At 58.6% G+C, this 1,977-nt stretch carries 1 protein-coding gene; it reads left to right on the top strand.

The window, feature by feature from the left end; all coding sequences use genetic code 11:
• The first annotated feature begins 324 nt into the window (after positions 1-324).
• Positions 325-1,350, top strand: coding sequence for an IS110 family transposase (locus tag WBB85_RS20445; RefSeq protein ID WP_432640428.1), 1,026 nt, complete (start codon positions 325-327; stop codon positions 1,348-1,350).
• Positions 1,351-1,977 lie beyond the last annotated feature (627 nt).

The raw sequence follows: 1,977 nt of genomic DNA, 5'->3' as shown, positions 1-1,977 counted from the left end.
TTGAGTATCGGACCGGTTGCGAAGGTGGTGACCCGCCCAGTCTCCAGCGAACCAGTCTCAGGTGCCAAATTCCCTGTTCCACGGGAATTTACAGGGAATTTTGGCGTTTTGGGCCTGATTTGCAGATGTTTGGCCGGAATAAGTCCATCAATTACAGGGGCTTAGATCGCGAATTCCCTAAAATTCGGAACAGGGAAATTTTTCAGCTGAACAGGGAATTTATGGCAGACATCAGGGAAAAATAGTAAGCGATGGGGTGGACGCCCCCGAACGGCATCGATGTGCCAATGTTGAGGTGTTGAACCAACATGAAGGAGGCGTCCAATGGAGAACATTAGCATTATCGGGTTGGATCTGGCGAAGAGCGTGTTCCAGGTGCACGGGGCTGCAGCCGATGGTTCGGTGGTGTTGCGCAAGAAGCTGACACGTTCGCGGGTATTGTCGTTCTTTGGCGGGTTGCCGAAGTGCGTGGTGGCGATGGAAGCCTGCGCCAGTTCGCATTACTGGGCTCGCGAGATTGGCAGGTTGGGCCATGAGGTGCGACTGATCGCTCCGGTGTACGTGAAGCCGTTCGTCAAGCGCAACAAGAACGATGCGGCCGATGCCGAGGCAATTGTGGAAGCTGCGCTGCGTCCGACCATGCGCTTTGTCGCACCGAAGAGCGAGGAGCAACAGGCTGCCGGGATGGCATTCAAGACACGGGACCTGTTTGTGCGGCAGCGTACTCAGACGATTAATGCACTGCGCGGTCACCTGGCTGAGTACGGGGTGATCGCACCGAAAGGCAAGGCGCACCTCGGCCAACTGGTGAGTGTGATCCGCGATCCCGACAGCGGACTGCCAGCATCGGTCGCTGAACTCGGCAGGATGCTGATTGAACGGATCGAAGAGCTGGGTGCCCGGATTGATGAACTGAGTGAGGAGGTCCGGAACCGGGCCCGTAGTGACGATACCGTGTCGCGATTGCTGACCATTCCAGGTATCGGACCAATCTGCGCAGCTGCCATGGTGGCGCTGGCCCCGCCGGCCCAGACGTTCTCGAAAGGCAGGGATTTTGCAGCATGGCTGGGGCTTACACCACGCCAGCACTCAAGCGGTGGCAAGGAGCGGCTTGGCCGGACATCGAAGATGGGACAGCGTGACTTGCGACGGTTGCTGGTCTCGGGAGCGATGGCGATGGTGTACTGGACCCGGCGCAATGGCGCTCCAGCCGGTTCATGGCTGGCAAGGATGATCGCGCGCAAACCGGCAATGCTGGTTGCGGTGGCGCTTGCCAACCGGATTGCCAGGGTTGCATGGGCCTTGATGGCCAGGGGAGGAGTTTACCGCGCTCCGGAGCCAGCCGCCTGAGGCGACGGACTCCGTGATGATGTCGGGAATGTGAGAAGGTCGAAGGAAGGGTAAGGGCAAACGGTCAAAGAGACGGGATCGGGAGAGCCAGACCTTTGTACGGAGCGACAGTACGATCGCGCGTAAGCGAACTGGAACCGGTCCTCGTATCTCCATACAGGCCCGCGGCGTGACAAAGGCCGCATCGAGAGGCCGGACACACGACTGCACCTGACCACATGCCACTGCCTTGCCCGAAACCTCTTGCATTCCAGGGGGCGTTCACACACGTACAGGGAATGCACACTTGTTGATGGTCTGGCGGTTCTGATCTTCTTTTCACGGCGAGGTCTGTGATGAAGGAGGTCCTGATGCCGCGGCTGAACGAGGCAAGGCGCAATGAACTCTAGGTTTTCTGGCGGACCAACCTTGAAGGCTGAGCTGGACACCCGCATTAACCGGTGATTTTCGACGCGGCGGCGTCACAAGTTCGGTTGATTGATGCCTTTCTGCGGTCTTGATGGTGTTTATGGCCCCGGAAGCGATGCCCTGGGGTGTTCTCAGCGTCGATTTTCGCACTTGCGGACAGACTCATCCTGTGGCGCAGGCCCGCTCATGGAAGATGAGGCGGTCGAAGTTGTAGGCGAT

Source organism: Albidovulum sp. (assembly GCF_049646345.1).
Lineage (GTDB): Bacteria > Pseudomonadota > Alphaproteobacteria > Rhodobacterales > Rhodobacteraceae > Albidovulum.
Note: the sequence above shows the minus strand (reverse complement) of the source record. Positions and strands in the feature narration are given on the sequence as shown.